Raw genomic sequence first — 15135 nt, forward strand, 5'->3', positions numbered from 1 at the left:
GGCGCACTGCGGCGATTCTCATTCACCGAGGAAGGCCTCGCGGGACTCTCCGTGAACATGAGGGGGAAACATGCACCTGTACACGCTGGTCGAGATACCCGAAGACGCGCGCGACGTCGACGTGGCAGTTGCCGCCGCGCTCGCTCCGTTCCGCGCGTTCGGACCCGATAGTGAGCACATCGAGTCCGGGCTCTGGGACTGGTACCGGATCGGTGGCCGCTGGGCAGGGCTTGTGCACGGAGATACGGCTCGTCGCGGCAGCCTGGGCGACGAGCACCGACCAGCCCTCTTGTTCACGATCGCGGGCGGTGCGTTCGCCGAGGAGCGATGGAACGGCGGCTCGTTCGACGACACGTCAGAGGAGTTCGAAAGCGCCTGGCGCGACCTCGACCCCGACGCCCGCCTTGTCGTCGTCGACTGCCACACCTGAGAACGGGCGAAGGGAGGCCGGACCGGCACAGCCGTCGAGGCCGGCTCAGGGCGGGACCGCGCCGGTGTGGTCTGGGGCCACCGGCTGTCAATCGCCGTCGTGCCCTCGCTCCGACGCCCGGCCGTTGTCCGGCGCGGCCGTTGTCCGTTGTGGTCTCCATTCCTGCACGGCACCGCCGTCTCCGGATCACTTTCTGAGAGCGGAGACGGGTGTCGTCTCAGAATCTGTCGCCGACGGGCGATGCCGGCGCAGCGGTTGAGACCAAGCCCCGGCGTCGTGAGTTCCGGCGCCGGGGCGAGCCGACGTCACGCCTCCGCGGGAGGAGCCACGGGGCGGCCGATGGAGAGCATGAGGCGGTTGGCCCAGTTGAAGAACGCGGCGCCGTGAATGACGTCGGCGATCTCGTCGTCGTCGAGTCCGGCGGCGCGCAGTCGCTCCACATGAACCGGGCCGAAGGCCACGGGCGTGACGGTCAGGGCCTCCGAAGCTGCGACAATCGCGTTCCAGCGCTCACCGAGATCCGCGTTCGTCCCCTCGGCCAGCAGCAGGTCGATGTCGTCGGGACGCTGGGCGTGATGGGCGCCGAAGCGAGCGTGCACGGACGCGCAGAACACGCATCCGTTGACACGGGACACCGCGGCGGCTGCGAGTTCGCGATCGCCGCGCGGCAGGCCGTCGACGGTGTTGTAGAAGATGTCCTTGTCCACGAGGGTGCGCGCGCGGAGGATCTCCGGGTCCCGCGCGAGCAGGCGGAAGTAGTCGCTGCCGGCCCGGCCCCGATCCACCAGTCCGTCGTAGTGGCGCTCGGTGAGCTCCTCCTCGGCCACGGCGGGCAGCCAGGGCAGCCAGCCGACCTCGCCGCGCGTGAACGCGTGGGGGTGCTCGGCGTCGTGGGTGAGGGTGGTGCCGGTCATGCGGAGACCTCCGTCGCGGTCGAATCGGATGAAGCGGGCCGGGCGAGAGCGAGGGCGCGCAGGCCCGCGGCCACCCGCTGCTGGAAGGCCAGGAAGGACACCAGCTGGGACAGGGTGATGATGCCGTCCGCGTCCCACCCGGCATCCAGGAGCGCCTGGATCGCCGAATCGTCGGCCTCGCGCGGACGATAGACCAGCAGGTGGGTGTGCGCGAGGGCCGCGGCCAGACGCGAGCCCAGCGCGATGACGGCGTCCTCCGACGGGACGTAGCGCACGCCATCGGTGTTCTCGTTCTGCAGCCCGGCTTCGCGATAGTGGCCGAACGGCCCCGTGGTGGCCGCCTGGGCGGCCTCTGCCAGCACGATGTCCGCCGCGACCGGATCCGCGGAGCGTGCCCGGTCCGCATAGAACGCCGCCGCCGCGTCGTCCGCGGTGAGGCGCGTGGCGAAGGCCGCCACCAGTTCGCGATCAACGAGCGCGAAGTGCTCGTCGGACAGCGGCGCGAACAGCGCGTCGAAGCTCGCCTGCAACTGCTCCCGGGTCACCGGACGCCGATTCCGCAAAGCGGCGCTGCGCTCGTCCGGCTCGATGCCGGTGAGCTCGTCGACGACGTCGGTGATACTCACCTCGGCGGCGGTCATGCCGTCACCTCCGCTTCCACGCGAGCGCCCCAGCCCAGGGCGGGCGCCACCTCCGAGGCGAACAACTCGATGGAGCGCAGCACCTGCTCGTGTGGCGCATCCACCGAGTGCACCTGGAAGGCGACCTCGGTCACCCGCCCCAGCGTGGCGTCGGCGGCTAGCGACGCGGCCACCTCCTCGGGTGTTCCGAGGTGGGTGTCGGTGTAGCGGATGAGATCGTCGAGCGATCCGTCGGGGATCACCTGGCCGCTGCGCCGCAGCCCCTCAGCCCCCCGTCGCAGCCCCTGCTCCGCCCACCGCAGCGCCTCGGCACGGGTGTCGGCGACGAAGACGGTGCGCGATGCGGTGATCCGGGGTGCCCGTCCCGCAGGCAGTGCCGCGAGATACGCGTCGATGATCGGGTTCTGCACGTCCGCCAGCGATGCCTCGGGAGACTCGGCCGGACGGGGCTGCGTGCGAGAGAGCAGCAGTCCGTCGCCCGGCACGCCCGCACGGGTGCCGCCGAAGGACGAGAACGTCGCCTGCCAGATGCGATCGATCAGTGATCCCGCCACCGGGTTCAGCGAGTTGCCCGCTCCCACATCGCCGCCGCGCAGAGCGTTCTGCAGCACGGCCAGCTTCTCGTCGTAGACCTGTGCCTTCGCCTTCGGGTCCTGTCCGAACGGGATGAAGGAGGAGGGAGTGCCGCCGGAGCCGAGCCCCAGATCGATGCGTCCGCCGGAAAGCAGATCGGCCACCACGGCATCCTCGGCGACACGCACGGCGTCCTCCAGCGGAAGAGTGATGATGCCCGTGGCGAGGCGGATCTCGGTCGTGAGCGCCGCCACGTGCGCCAGGAACACCAGCGGGGACGGAAGACCGCCCTCGGCGTAGCGGAAGTGGTGCTGCGCGACCCAGGCGCGGCCGATTCCGAAGCGCTCGGCATGGCGGATCTGTTCGATCGCGTTGTCGTAGCGCTGGGCTGCGGGCACCTCGTCGAGGAGACGGGTGAAGAAGGCCAGCGTGGGAGGGGCGTCGGTCACGGGACCAACTCCTTTCGTGCGGGGGAAACGGTGTGGGAGGGGCGCCCCGGAACGGCGGCGAGCAGCTCGCGCGTGTACTCGTGTGCGGGGCGTTCGAAGATCTCGCGGGTGTCTCCGGATTCGACGACGCGGCCCTTGCGCATCACCGAGACGGTGTGGCTGAGGCGGCGCACGACCGCGAGGTCGTGAGAGATGAACAGGTAGGTGAGTCCGAGCTCCTGCTGCAGCGAATCCAGCAGCTCCAGGATGCGGGCCTGCACCGTGACGTCGAGAGCGGACACCGCCTCGTCCAGCACGACCACGCGAGGACCGGCGGCCAGCGCGCGGGCGATGGCGACACGCTGCCGCTGCCCGCCGGACAGCTCACGCGCCGATCGCTCGGCGGCGTCGGCAGGAAGGGCCACCCGCTCCAGCAGCTCCGCCACCCGGTCGCGACGCTCGGCCCGGGAGCCGATGCGGAAGTTCACGAGAGGTTCGGCCACGATCGAGCCGATGCTCTGGCGCGGATCGAGCGAGGAGAACGGGTTCTGGTAGACCAGCTGGACGTCGCGGCGGAGCTCTCGCAGTCCGCGTCCCCGCAGCGCGAGCACGTCGGTGCCGTCGACGGTCACCCTTCCGGCATCCGCATCGAGGAAGCGCGTCACGATGCGCGCCGTGGTGGTCTTGCCCGAACCGGACTCTCCCACGATGGCATGCGTCGTGCCGCGTCGGACGCGGAACGACACGTCGTCCACGGCGAGGAACGGCGCGCGACCCCGGGCGGCGAATCGCTTGACGATCCCCTCGGCCACGATTGCGAACGGGTCCTCGGCGCCCGCCGCGTCCGGATCCCGCAGGTACAGCGGAGCGGGAGGCGTGCGGGGCTCGACCGTCTGGAACGCGGGCGCATCGGCGAGCAGCTGGCGGGTGTACCGGTCGGCAGGGGCGGCGAGAATGTCGCCGGTGCGGCCGGACTCCACCACCTCCCCGTCCCGGAGCACCGTGATGCGATCCGCGCGATCCGCCGCAACACCGAGGTCGTGGGTCACCAGCAGCAGCGCCGTGCCGTCCTCTTCGCGCAGCTCGTCGAGCAGGTCGAGGATGTGTCGCGACACCGTGGCGTCGAGGGCGCTGGTGGGCTCGTCGGCGATGATCAGCCGGGGCTTCAGCGCGATGGCGGTGGCGATCAGCACGCGCTGACGCATGCCTCCGGAGAGCTCGTGCGGATACTGGGTCGCTCGCAGCTGCGGGTCATCGAGCCCCACGCGTTCCAGCAGATCGATCACCCGGTGGCGGATGGCCTTCGGATCGCGCTCACCGTGCAGACGCAGGATCTCTCCCACCTGCACCCCGATGCGACGCACCGGGTCCAGCGAGGAGACCGGATCCTGCGGCACCAGGCCGATGCGGGCGCCGCGGACGGAGCGCAGCCGGGCATCGGACCAGCCCGAAACGTCCGTATCGCCGATGCGGATGCTCCCGCCCTCGATGCGTCCGCCCGCAGGGAGGAGCCCGAGCACCGCGTGCGCCGTGGTCGATTTGCCCGAGCCGGACTCACCCACCAGCGCGAGCACCTCGCCCTCGTCGATGGTGAGATCGACGCCGTGCACCACCTCGCGGCGACCGCGACGCGTGTCGTACGAGATGCGGAGATCTGTGACGTGCAGAGCGCTCATCGGGTCCTCCTCGAGATGGCCTGGCTCAGGCGGTTGGCGCTCAGCACCACGGCGAGCACCACGAGCCCCGGGAACACCGTCAGCCACCAGGCCGTCGCCACGTAGTTGCGGCCCTCGGCAATGAGCAGACCCCATTCCGGCGTCGGCGGCGGGGCGCCGTAGCCGAGGAAGCCGAGCGTGGAGATGGCGAGTATCGCCGTGCCGAACTGCAGCGCTGCCAGCCCCAGCACGGCGGTGAGAGAGTTCGGCAGCACGTGCCGGCGCAGAACCGTGAGGAATCGCCCGCCCGACCCGAACGCCGCCTCGACGTAGTCGGTCCGGCGCACGCGCACCACCTCGGACCTGCTGAGACGGGCGAAGGACGCGATGGACCCGATGCCGACCGCGATCGCGGCGTTCACGGTTCCGAAGCCGAGCAGGATGATCACGGACAGCGACAGGAGCAGACCGGGGATGGCCAGCAGCACGTCCACGATGCGCATCAGGACGTCATCGACGATGCCGCCGATGGATCCGGACAGCACACCCACCACGGTGCCCACGACGAGGCCGACGAGCACCGCCACCAGCGCGCCGGTGAGGGAATGGACAGCGCCGTGCACAACACGGGTGAGGACATCGCGACCCAGCTGGTCGGTGCCGAACAGGTGCGCCAGGCTCGGTCCCTGCAGCTTGTCGGCGGGGACGCCGGTGAGCGGATCTGCCGGCGCGAAGACCGACGGGACGATCACCCAGGCGACGGCCAGTGCGAGCACCGCGATCGCCACGATCAGCCCCGGTGCGGGGAGCCGGCGACGTCGACGGGCCCGGGGAGGTTCCGCGGGTGCGGTCACGGCGGCCGTCACCGGCGTCGTCACCGGGGCCGACACGTCGATCACCGTGTCGGTGAGCGGATCGGTGAGTCCTGCGCTCATGCCGGCACCGCCTCGGAGGCCGCGGGCGCGGCGGCCCGGGCACGTCGGGTGCTGCGCAGGCGCGGATCGATGAGCGTGGCGATCACGTCCACCACCAGGCTCACCACCACGAAGGTGAGCGCGGACAGCACCACGACGCCCTGCAGCACCGGGATGTCCTGGCTGGCGACGGCCTGTTCGGTGAGACGGCCGATGCCGGTCCTGCCGAACACCGTCTCCGTCACCACCGCTCCGCCGATCAGCTCGCCGAGGAGCACGCCCGCGATGGTCAGCGTCGGCAGCAGCGCGTTACGCGCCACCGACCGCACCAGCACCCACGCGTTGGAGGCGCCCTTGGCGCGCACCACCGTCACGAACGGCGCCGGGAGCACATCGTCGATCGAGCGCAGCAGCGTCTGGGCGAGCGGCGCTGCGATCGGGACGGCGAGAGTCAGCACCGGCAGGATGAGCCCGACGGCGGGATCCGCACCGACCACCGGCACCCAGCCCAGACCGAACGAGAACACCTGGATCAGGATGATGCCGAGCCAGAACACCGGCACCGAGACGAGGACAGGAGGAACCGCGTGCACCGCGCGTCGCAGCCATCCGAAGGGGGCGAGAGTGGCGAGCGCGGCGATCGCGACGGCGAGGATGATCGCCAGCGCGAAGCCGAGACCGGCGAGGGCTGCCGTCGCGGGCAGCGCCTCACCGATCAGGGTCAGCACCGCGGTGCCGTACTGCGTGGAGTACCCGAAGTCGCCGACGAGGTATCCGCCGAGAGTGTGCAGGTACTGCTGCCACCACGGCAGGTCGGCACCGTAGCTGGCACGGATCGAGGCGATCTGCTCGGCAGACAGACCCAGCTCCGGGTTCTGGAACTTGATCAGCACCGCATCTCCGGGCAGCAGCTGCAGGAGGATGAAGGTGGCGGTGAAGGCGACGACGAGGACGATCACCCCCTGTGCCGCGCGTCGAGCGAGGAAGGGCATCCGGATCACCGCTTCTCGAGCCAGACGTCCGCGAAGACGGGCCGGGCGACGGACTCGAACTCGATGCCGTGGACGTAGGTGGCCGCGCCGTACACCTGCGGCTCCTCGAACAGCGGGATCACGTAGGCCTGCTCGGCGATGTAGTCCTGCACGGCCTCGGATGCGGCGACGCGCTTGGCGGGGTCCGGCTCCGAGGCGACCGCGGTCAGCAGGTCGTCGAGGTGCTGGTCGTCCGAGCGGAGCACGTTGCGGTTCTTCGAGGAGAACTGGCTCTTGATCACATCCAGATCGGCGCGACCGACCATCGAGTGGTACAGCGGCGTCTTCAGCGGGTCGAGGATGTCCTCGGCGTAGCTTCCCGCGTCGGCGGACTTCACCTGCAGGTCCACGCCGATGGCCTTCAGCTGCTGGGAGACCAGCTCCAGCGTCTGCTTCGACAGCGGCTGCGGCTTCGCCTCGTAGACCGGCAGTTCCAGTCGCTGCCCGTCCTTGGTGCGGATCCCGTCGGAGCCGGGGGTCCAGCCGGCCTCGTCCAGCAGCTTCTTCGCCTTGTCGGGGTCGTAGGTGTAGAAGGAGGACTCGTCCTTGTACCCCAGCGCCGACGAACTCAGCACGGAGGTGGCGACGGGGTAGTTCTGCGTGAAGATCGTGTCGACGACCTCCTGGGCGTTGACACCGGCCACGAGCGCCTGGCGCACCTTGAGGTCGCTGAGGAGCGGGTTGGTGAAGCGCAGGCTGAGGGAGTTGTTCACGCCGCGGGTCTGCGGGGCGAACACCTGGAAGCCGGCGGATTCCACGCGGGGCTCGTCGAAGGCCTGGACGTAACGGACGTAGTCGGCCTGTCCAGACAGCAGCGAGCCGATGCGCACGCTGTCCTCCGGCGTCACGAGCAGCTTGATGTCGTCGAGGTACGGACGTCCCTGGTGCTCCTTCTCGGCCGGAGACCAGTCGTAGTCCTCGCGCGCCGCCAGGTGCACCTCGGTGCCGATCTTCTCGGAGTCGATCACGAACGGACCGGATCCGATGATGTCAGTGGCATTGCCCGCACCGAAGTCCTCGAGTTTGCGGTCGAGGGTGGCGGAGGAGAGGAGGCCCGAGGTGATGGTGGACGTCGCCTGCAAGAATCCGGGCGACGGAGCGCTGAAGTGGAAGGTCACCGTGTCGGCGTCGACCACCTCGCTGGATTCGTAGTTGTTCACGGCCTCCGAGATGGTGAGTCCCTTGGCGGAGTCACCCTTGCCGAAGACGTCGAAGTTCTTCGCGACCACGGCGGCGTCCAGCGGTGTGCCGTCGGAGAAGGTGACTCCGGGGCGCAGGTTGAACGTGTACTCCGTGGCGTCGTCGTTGATGGTCCAGTCCGTGGCGATCCACGGCTGGATCTCCAGCGTCTCGGGGTCCTGCCAGGTGAGACGGTCGGTGATGTTGCCCACCAGCGCACCGTTCGGGTAGAAGCCGGCCTGCGGCGGGTAGAGGTTCGTGTACGGCTGGTACTCCAGGTAGGTGAGCGTGCCGCCCTGTACCGGCTCGCCGGCATTCGCCGATGCGGACGCGGTCGTTCCGCCAGACGACCCCTGGGACGAGCATCCCACCATCATCAGGGCGGTGACGGCGGCGAGAGCGGCGGCTGTGGCACGTGCTGAATGACGGGGCATGGATTCTCCTGTGGAAGGGTTCGGTCAGTCCGACCGTTCCCCCACGTTAGGAATCTGCTCCCCTCGGGGATGCGCGTCTGTGTCACCCTCGTTCACGTTCCGCAATGCGCCGTCACACGCCGCCGTCCCGCGTCACATTCGTCGCCTCAGGGGGCGGCGGTCGACTCGCGAGGGTGGAGCACAGGGAGCACCGACGTGCGCCGCACCGGGAGGTCGGGGCCGCCGGTGAGGCGCTCGACCATCATTTCCACGGCAAGGCGGCCGATGTGCTGCTTCGGCGGGCTGAGCGCGGTGATGGGCGGGCTGCCGCTGGAGGCCACCTCGTCGTCGTAGGCGATGATGGCGAGATCGCCCGGGATCGACCAGCCGTGGTCGACGGCGTACTGCTCCAGCATCACGGCCTGCGGATCGTTGTGGATGAGCAGTGCCGTGGTTCCCGTCGCGCGGCACTGGTCCAGGATCGACACCACCGCCGACTCCCGCGACGTGCTGGAGGGGTCGTCGAGGGCCGCGTCGACGTCCACCGCGCATTCCAGTCCGAGATCGGCGACCGCGCGGTTCCACCCGTGACGCAACGGCACCGACGTCGGAGATCCGGACGAGGTGATGATGCCGACGCGCCGGTGGCCCCGGGAGGCGAGATGATCAGCCGCGAGGGCACCGCCGAACACGTGGTCCGTGGTGATGCACTCGAGGCTCGGCAGGGCGAGTGCGGTGGGCGCGCGTCTTTCCACCAGCACCACGGGGGTCGCCAGCGTCTCCAGACGGTGAAGCAGAGCGCGTCCGTCAGGGCCGCTCGTCTCGGGTGCGACGATCAGCCCGTGCACCTCCCCGGCCGCCGCGAGCGCGTCGATCTGACGCCGCTGATCAGCCACCGCGTAGCTGGCTCCGCGCAGGACCAGCTGCACGCCAAGCTCGGTGGCCGCGGCTCGCGCACCGATGATCACGTGCGGCCAGTAGTAGCTGAGCGACGGCACCACCATGCCCACGCGGAAACGGGTGCCGGACGCTGCCGCAGGCACCGTGGTGTCCAGACGGCTGCGCAGCGTCGCTCCGCCGTGGACCCGCGTGAGGAGGCCGCGATCGGCCAGCTGCCCGATGTCGCGCCGGATGGTGAGGTCGGACACCCCGAACTGCTCGGCGAGGTCGGCGACGCGCACCGATCCCGTGCGGCGCAGTTCGTCCAGGATGCGCTCCCGGCGAGCCAGGCCGAAGGCGGGGGTGTCGGAGGAGGCCATGTCTGGTCAGCGTAGTGATCTGATTGTTTTCGATCAAGCATGAACGTTTGTGAACGTTTGAATGGAAATCGCCCGCGACACCGGTCAGGATCGGCGAAGGGCACGCAGTCGTGCCCATGATGCGTGAGCGCCGTAAGGGAGAGTGCCCATGTCGGAGGCGAGGATGCCCCGTCCGCAGAACGATCGACGAGGCCGCGAGGGCCGGGCCCGGCCGCGGCGATCCTGGATCGCGGCTGCGAGCGCCGCGCTGATCGCGGCTCCGCTGCTGGTGCCCACCAGCGCGATGGCCGCACCGGCGGACACCGTCACGGTGACCGTCACCGGCGCCGACGTGGCGGCGGCGGCGAAGAACGTCAACGGCCTCACCTTCAAGGGATTCGGCGTGCTGAGCGCCAACTCCACCAGCGCGCTGCTGCTGGACTACAAGGCGCAGCACCCCGACAAGTACTGGGAGCTCATCGAGACCCTGTTCGGCGGCGATCACCCGCTCATGAACACCGTCAAGATCGAGATGGGAAACGACCGCAACACCTCGACGGGTCCGAACCCCGCCACCATGCGGAGCCGGGACGAGTACCCGAACGTGCAGCGCGAGCCCGGCTTCCAGCTGGCAGCCGACGCCCAGCTCGTCGCTCACGGGGACGTGCACGTCAGCATCCTGCGCTGGAACCGCCCCGCCTGGGTCACCTCGCACCAGGATCAGTACGTGTGGTTCAAGAACACCGTGCTGGCGGCGTACCGCGAGTACGGCGTGATGGTGGATTCCATCAACCCCGACGCGAACGAGACGTCCAACCCGGAGATCCAGCTCTACAAGGACTTCTCCTCCTGGCTGCGCAACGATACGAAGGGCTACGAGGGAGCCACGTCGGACGACCCGAACAACGGCTTCGCCTCCGCCGAGGAGGGCGAGCGCTACCGGGCGATCCGGACGGTGGCTGCGGACACCGTCGGAACCCCGCCGACGTCGTTCGGCAACGCACTCACGGGGAGCGACTCCTCGCTGCGAGACGCCGTGGACGTCGTCGGCTTCCACTACTCCAGTGCAGATGACAGCGCCGGAAACCTCAAGAAGTTCGCGGAGCAATTCGATCAGGAGGTGTGGAACTCCGAGGGTCAGTCGACGTTCTCGAACTCCGCGGACCGGCCGAACAACAACGCCAGCGATGAGCAGGGCGGTGTCGGCACGTCCTTCGGCGGCACGAACAGCGCCCTGGAGATGGGCAACTGGATCACGACCGGGTTCGCCGCGTCGCGTCGGACGATGAACATCTTCCAGCCCGCGATCGGCTCGTTCTACGACGGCTTCCAGTACTCGTCCAAGGAACTGGTCAGCGCCCGGGACCCCTGGTCGGGGTGGACCTACTACGACGGCGGGCTGGCGGTGCTGGCGCAGTTCACGCAGTTCGCGACGCTCGGATGGGAGAACGCGGATAACACCGCGGGAATCTGGCGGGCGATCCCGCAGGCCTCCGGCAGCACGCTGGGGACCGGCAATCCGCCGAGCGGCGCCCGCGCCGGCGGCAACTCGTTCACCACGCTCGCCGCCCCCGACGCCTCAGACTTCTCGACGGTGATCGTCAACGACAGCAGCTTCACGAGGACGTACCGGGTGATCGCGCAGGATCTCGCACTGGGGGCCGACGCCACCGCGGAGGTGTGGGAGACGCGCGCGGCCGATGCGGGTCAGCGCTACGACGCGAACTACGTGCGTCCCATCGCCGAGATCGCCCCGAACGGCGGCGCCTACACCGTGACGGTGAAGCCCTGGTCCGCCGTCACCCTCACCACCCTCGACCACGCGGTGGCCGGTGCCGACGGCACGCTCGCCCCTCGCGAGGGCTTCGGCAACACGCTGCCGACGTCGGCGGAGTACACCTCCGCCGAGGGCGGCCGCGACGTCCTCGACACCGACGCCACCGGTGCGGTGAACGGCGTCACGGACGACGAGTTCCTGTACGCCGACGACTTCGACTACGCCGGCCTGCCCACCATCTCCGGCTACGACCCCGCGACCGGTCAGCTCGTGGATTCCGGCGTCTCGTTCCTCGACGCCCGCGGCGCGGGTGCGTCGCCGGCCGGCACGCCCGGCACCTCGGCGGTGCGCGCGGGAGTGGTCCCGCGATACACGAACGACACCAATGGCGCGTTCGAGTCGGTGGCCACCGACGATGCCTCCCACGGCCGGGTGCTCCGTCAGCAGGTGGGCCCCGGCATGGCCGGCGGCGCCTGGAACGGCGGTGACCCGAAGACCACGATCGGCGATGCCCGCTGGGCGAACTACACCGTCTCGGCGGACGTGCTGTTCGAGAGCACCGCGTCGGCCTACGCCACCATCGGCGCACGCGAGCAGGGCGGCACGGCCAACGGCCAGAACGTGTCGGCCGCCGAGCTGCGGGTGGATCCGGCCGGCGCCTGGAGCCTGCTGCGCTTCGGGACGTCGGTCGCCAGCGGCACGCTGACCACCGTCCCGGAGGCGGCCTTCCGCACCGGCGCCGGTGTCTGGAACACGATCTCCGTCCGCGTCGCCGGTGCGGTGTATACCGCCTCCGTCAACGGCGTCGAGATCGCCAGCTACACCGATGCCGCTCCGCAGGCCACGGGACGGATCCAGCTGGGTTCGGGCTTCACGTTCGTGCAGTTCGACAACCTGAAGGTCACCACCGTGCCCGGCTACACGCCCTGGTACACCGCCATGATCGACGGCATGCACCAGACCAGCTGGGCCGACACCTCGGTGCCGGTGCTGCAGTTCGACGCGAACTGGAGCCACGTCAACGGTCAGGGCATGTACGAGTGGCAGCGCACCGCGTCCAAGTCCACGGCGAAGGGCGCGTCGATGACATATGCGTTCACCGGCACCGGACTCGACATCATCGGCACCAATTCCGGCGCTCCGACGCTGGACGTGATCGTCGACGGCGTCGACGTCGTCGCCGGCGCGCCCACGTGGAGCGCGGGCAGCGAGCGCACCGCCTATCAGCTGCGAGGTCTCCGCGACGGTCAGCACACCGTCACGATCCGGACCGCGAACACCGCCTCCATCAACGTCGACGCCGTCGGCGTGATCACGGCGACGGCCGATTCCGCTGCGGTGGACACCAGCACGCTGGCCGCCGCTGTCGAGGCAGCGGCACAGCTCGCCGAGACCGAGTACTCTCCCGAGACCTGGGCGGTGTTCGCGTCGATCCTGACCGACGCCCGCGACGCCGTCGCCGACCCACGCGCCTTCGGCCTGGACGCGGAGGGTGCTCTCGCCCTCGGTGCGCGGCTGACGGCAGCCATCGATCGTCTCGTGCCGAAGGACGTCAGCCCCGATGTCCGTGACCTGGGCGTGCTCGCCATCACGTCCGGCGCGCGGGCACTGCCCGCCGAGCTGGCGCTGGCTGAGGGCGCTCTGCCCGTGACCTGGGCGCTGAGCGCCCGCGAGAGCGCCGCCACCACCGCGGAGCTCGGCGCCTTCACGGCCACCGGACGCACCACGGCGAAGCTGGACAACGGCCTGTATCAGCGTTTCACCGCGCGCGTGATCGTCGTCCCGGCGGATCTCGAGTACTTCATCGATTCCGGCTCGTCCGGTGCGGCGACCGGTTCGGTGCAGGCCGCGGCGCTGGCGGCCTTCCCGGAGCTACGCAACGCGGTCGCCGACCAGAAGTGGGATGGCACGGGCGCGGGCCTCACGTGGGGTTACACCACTGCAGCCACCGCCGCCGATGCGGGCAACCCCCAGGACTGGGGTTCGTCCTACCTCGGGGTGGACTACAACAAGCCGGTGACCTATCGGCTGACGCTGCCCGCCGGTTCCTACAACGTGGTCGCCGTACAAGCACCACGCGCAGGACTCACCACCAACGTCTACACGAAGGTCTCGGGACCGGGCGTCGCCGCCACCACGAAGACGGCGACCTCCACCGGTACCGCCACCCCGATCGCCCAGCCCATCACGCTGGAGACGGATGGCGTCGTCACCGTGGAGTTCGGCACGAACGGCACGAGCGGCTACAACGGCCGCCTCGCCCTCGTCGCGGTCCAGCGGCTGCCACGTGATCTCGGCGTCCTGGGTGCCATCGGCGTCACGGGCGACCTTCCCGAGACGGTTGACGTCGCGGGAACCGCTCACCCCGTCGTGTGGGATGAGGCATCGGTCACGGCGAAGCGTGCGGTCTACGACACGCTTCGCGTGACTGGCCGGCTCGCCGACGGCGCGCAGGCCGTGATCGCGCGGTACGAGGTGATTCCCGCGGCGCCGGTGTACTTCATCGACGCCGGAACGAGTGGCGCCGACTCCCCCGCGTACACGGCGGTGGCCGGCGCGGCGGCACTGCGCAACGATGCGGTGGACCGGGTCTCCCCCGACGCCGGCTCGTGGGGCTACGTCGCCGACGGCATGAAGACGAAGGGCGCCACGGACATCACCGACAAGTTCTCGACCGGCCTGTACCAGGACACCACGCGTCTCATCTACCGGCTTCCGCTGGATGCCGGCACGTACACGCTCACCGGCGGGTTCACGGAGTGGTGGAACGTCACCCGCACCATGAACCACACGGTGTCGGCCGGCGGGGTGGAACTCGCGAAGGGCAACATCGCGCTGTCGGGTTCGGCACCGCGTCTCACCGCGGACCTCACGTTCACCCTCGATGCTCCCGCCACCGTGGAGTACGTGGTGACGAACGAGGGTGCCGGGGGCGAAAAGCCGGTGATCTCGTGGCTCGCCGTCGCCGATCAGACGCTCCCGGGCGCACCGTCCGAGGCGTCGGCGGTCGCGGCCTCCGACACCTCGGTGGCCGTCTCCTGGACAGCTTCGGCGCCAGCGGGTCCCGGCTTCATCGGCTATCGCGTGTTCGCCGCGGGCACCGACACGGTGGTGTGCGAGACCACCGAGACGTCCTGCACGATCACGGGCCTGGAGCACGGTTCGACCCACGCGTACGAGGTGGTCGCGGTGAACGCGATCGGCACGAGCGAGCGGTCGGCCGCCACCGCGGAGATCACCCTGCCCGAGGTCGGCCCCGATAACGCGACAACCGCACCCGGCGTCGGCGCGCTGTCGTCGAACGACGGCTGGGACACCGGACTGAAGGACGGCACGTTCACGCTCACCATGGATCTGTGGTGGGGGGAGAACGCGCAGCTGTTCCGTCTGTTCCGCGACGGGGAGCCGGTCGCCACCGTGCCGCTGACGATGAACAGCCCGCAGGCGCAGCGCGCCACCGTCGACATCTCTGGGCTCGGCAACGGCACGTACGTGTTCACGGGTGAGCTGGTGAACTCGAAGGGTACGACCGCGACGAAGCCGCTCACCGTGAAGGTCACCGACGCCAACCCCGGCAAGCCGACGCTGTCGTCGAACGCGAAGGGCGGAGCAAGCACCTTCACGCTCACCGCGGATCTCTGGTGGGGCATGAACGCCACCTCGTACCGCTTCCTGGAGGACGGCACGGAGATCGCCGCGGGCACGCTGACCGCGGCGACCCCGGCCGCGCAGCGCGCGACCACGACGGTCTCGGGCAAACCGAAGGGCACCTACGTGTACACCGTCGAGTTCACGAACGCCGCAGGCACCACCACGAGCGCACCACTCACCGTGAAGGTCACGAAGTAGCCTCATCGCCGTGCCCCGGTCCCGTCCTGACGGGACCGGGGCACTGCTGCTCCCACACAGGTGACAATAGTGTGCATCACACAGTATTGTGTA

10 protein-coding genes are annotated in these 15135 nt (G+C 69.7%); 2 read left to right on the forward strand and 8 right to left on the reverse strand.

The annotated features are described in order from the left end of the window. Window positions 1–70 precede the first annotated feature (70 nt). On the forward strand, window positions 71–430 hold the full coding sequence (locus LQ566_RS05600) for a hypothetical protein (protein ID WP_231090619.1): 360 nt from the start codon (window positions 71–73) through the stop codon (window positions 428–430). A 305-nt stretch (window positions 431–735) separates the two neighbouring features. Here the strand turns inward: LQ566_RS05600 and LQ566_RS05605 are convergent, their stop codons facing one another. The 8 genes from LQ566_RS05605 to LQ566_RS05640 all read right to left on the reverse strand — a co-directional run bounded on the left by LQ566_RS05605 (window position 736) and on the right by LQ566_RS05640 (window position 9437). Beyond that, a complete protein-coding gene (locus tag LQ566_RS05605) occupies window positions 736–1344 on the reverse strand; it encodes an alkylhydroperoxidase domain protein (protein WP_231090620.1) in 609 nt (202 codons plus the stop codon). Next, window positions 1341–1985: a CMD domain protein gene (locus tag LQ566_RS05610; RefSeq protein ID WP_231090621.1), complete on the reverse strand. Its 645-nt coding sequence runs from the start codon at window positions 1983–1985 to the stop codon at window positions 1341–1343. Before LQ566_RS05610 ends, LQ566_RS05605 begins: the two co-directional genes overlap by 4 nt. Beyond that, window positions 1982–3007, reverse strand: coding sequence for a putative FMN-dependent luciferase-like monooxygenase (locus LQ566_RS05615; RefSeq protein WP_231090622.1), 1026 nt, complete (start codon window positions 3005–3007; stop codon window positions 1982–1984). The genes LQ566_RS05610 and LQ566_RS05615 overlap by 4 nt, the downstream gene beginning before the upstream one ends. Continuing rightward, window positions 3004–4662, reverse strand: coding sequence for a dipeptide ABC transporter ATP-binding protein (locus tag LQ566_RS05620; protein ID WP_231090623.1), 1659 nt, complete (start codon window positions 4660–4662; stop codon window positions 3004–3006). Before LQ566_RS05620 ends, LQ566_RS05615 begins: the two co-directional genes overlap by 4 nt. Further along, window positions 4659–5576: an ABC transporter permease gene (locus LQ566_RS05625; RefSeq protein WP_231090624.1), complete on the reverse strand. Its 918-nt coding sequence runs from the start codon at window positions 5574–5576 to the stop codon at window positions 4659–4661. The genes LQ566_RS05620 and LQ566_RS05625 overlap by 4 nt, the downstream gene beginning before the upstream one ends. Continuing rightward, window positions 5573–6547 carry an ABC transporter permease gene (locus LQ566_RS05630; RefSeq protein WP_231090625.1) on the reverse strand — a complete coding sequence of 325 codons (975 nt, stop codon included), beginning with the start codon at window positions 6545–6547 and terminating at the stop codon, window positions 5573–5575. The genes LQ566_RS05625 and LQ566_RS05630 overlap by 4 nt, the downstream gene beginning before the upstream one ends. A gap of 5 nt (window positions 6548–6552) precedes the next feature. Further along, window positions 6553–8199, reverse strand: coding sequence for a TIGR04028 family ABC transporter substrate-binding protein (locus LQ566_RS05635; RefSeq protein WP_231090626.1), 1647 nt, complete (start codon window positions 8197–8199; stop codon window positions 6553–6555). A gap of 146 nt (window positions 8200–8345) precedes the next feature. Continuing rightward, window positions 8346–9437, reverse strand: a complete 1092-nt coding sequence (locus tag LQ566_RS05640; protein ID WP_231090627.1) for a substrate-binding domain-containing protein — start codon at window positions 9435–9437, stop codon at window positions 8346–8348. A gap of 163 nt (window positions 9438–9600) precedes the next feature. Here LQ566_RS05640 and LQ566_RS05645 point away from each other — a divergent pair, with 163 nt between their 5' ends. Next, window positions 9601–15042, forward strand: a complete 5442-nt coding sequence (locus tag LQ566_RS05645; RefSeq protein ID WP_231090628.1) for a fibronectin type III domain-containing protein — start codon at window positions 9601–9603, stop codon at window positions 15040–15042. Window positions 15043–15135: the final 93 nt, after the last annotated feature.

It is taken from the genome of Microbacterium nymphoidis (genome assembly GCF_021044885.1).
Taxonomy (GTDB): Bacteria; Actinomycetota; Actinomycetes; order Actinomycetales; family Microbacteriaceae; genus Microbacterium; species Microbacterium nymphoidis.

What these genes read in the sequence shown, in the direction of transcription:
- LQ566_RS05600 (WP_231090619.1), top strand. Translation starts at nt 71, where the DNA reads ATGCACCTGTACACGCTGGTCGAGATACCCGAAGACGCGCGCGACGTC.
- LQ566_RS05605 (WP_231090620.1), bottom strand. Translation starts at nt 1,344, where the DNA reads ATGACCGGCACCACCCTCACCCACGACGCCGAGCACCCCCACGCGTTC.
- LQ566_RS05610 (WP_231090621.1), bottom strand. Translation starts at nt 1,985, where the DNA reads ATGACCGCCGCCGAGGTGAGTATCACCGACGTCGTCGACGAGCTCACC.
- LQ566_RS05620 (WP_231090623.1), bottom strand. Translation starts at nt 4,662, where the DNA reads ATGAGCGCTCTGCACGTCACAGATCTCCGCATCTCGTACGACACGCGT.
- LQ566_RS05625 (WP_231090624.1), bottom strand. Translation starts at nt 5,576, where the DNA reads ATGAGCGCAGGACTCACCGATCCGCTCACCGACACGGTGATCGACGTG.
- LQ566_RS05630 (WP_231090625.1), bottom strand. Translation starts at nt 6,547, where the DNA reads ATGCCCTTCCTCGCTCGACGCGCGGCACAGGGGGTGATCGTCCTCGTC.
- LQ566_RS05635 (WP_231090626.1), bottom strand. Translation starts at nt 8,199, where the DNA reads ATGCCCCGTCATTCAGCACGTGCCACAGCCGCCGCTCTCGCCGCCGTC.
- LQ566_RS05640 (WP_231090627.1), bottom strand. Translation starts at nt 9,437, where the DNA reads ATGGCCTCCTCCGACACCCCCGCCTTCGGCCTGGCTCGCCGGGAGCGC.
- LQ566_RS05645 (WP_231090628.1), top strand. Translation starts at nt 9,601, where the DNA reads ATGCCCCGTCCGCAGAACGATCGACGAGGCCGCGAGGGCCGGGCCCGG.